The following is a 647-nucleotide window of genomic DNA, read 5'->3' as shown; positions in this document are numbered from 1 at the left end:
TGTGTCATGAATAATTACACTTCCTATGCGTTTATATCTGTACTCTTAGGTCTTATTATGTTTTTTGCCTATCAGTCATTTGCTCCCAACGATAAAGGTATTGATGTTCTGCGTCCATCGAAAACCCCTTCTATTATTTGTATCTTCGATGATTGCGGGATACATCATGTTTCCATAGAGAAAAGTGGGCTAATCAATTTTAACTCGCAGTATATAAGTGCAGAGGAGCTTGGGTCTCACCTGGCTGCAGACCATGAGGGTTGTGAGCTTATGAGTGTTTCCATTTCTGCGCCCGCAGATTTTGATAGTGGCAAAGTGATAGAAATTACAGATATATTAAAAAAGGATTCGGAGAATGTCAGCATAGTTTGGTTAGTAAAATGAAACTAACAATTGTTGGAAGCTCTTTCTTTCAAGAGTTACTCTCATGTGTTTTTAATGAGTTCTTTTCGGGTTCGCGAGCATTAGTTGTTTGGTCCACGCTACTAACCATTAGTTGCTGTATCAACTTCAAACGAGTATTGTTTTACCTAAATGGTTATCGCAAGGAAACATGGAATGTTTTTTCAAAACCGCACCAAACAGAAACAACATAACAATCGCATCAACGCCCTCCCTTCGGTCGCTGGGACACCATTACGTGCGTG

At 39.6% G+C, this 647-nt stretch carries 1 protein-coding gene; it reads left to right on the top strand.

Translation table 11 applies throughout. The features are described 5' to 3' along the window. Nucleotides 1-384 (top strand): ExbD/TolR family protein (locus tag RM544_RS17655; RefSeq protein ID WP_311363144.1); only part of this gene is annotated, 384 nt, incomplete at its 5' end. Between the last annotated feature and the right edge of the window lie 263 nt (nucleotides 385-647).

Origin of the sequence: Brumicola blandensis (genome assembly GCF_031846165.1) — a bacterium.
Lineage (GTDB): Bacteria > Pseudomonadota > Gammaproteobacteria > Enterobacterales > Alteromonadaceae > Glaciecola > Glaciecola blandensis.
Note: the sequence above shows the minus strand (reverse complement) of the source record. Positions and strands in the feature narration are given on the sequence as shown.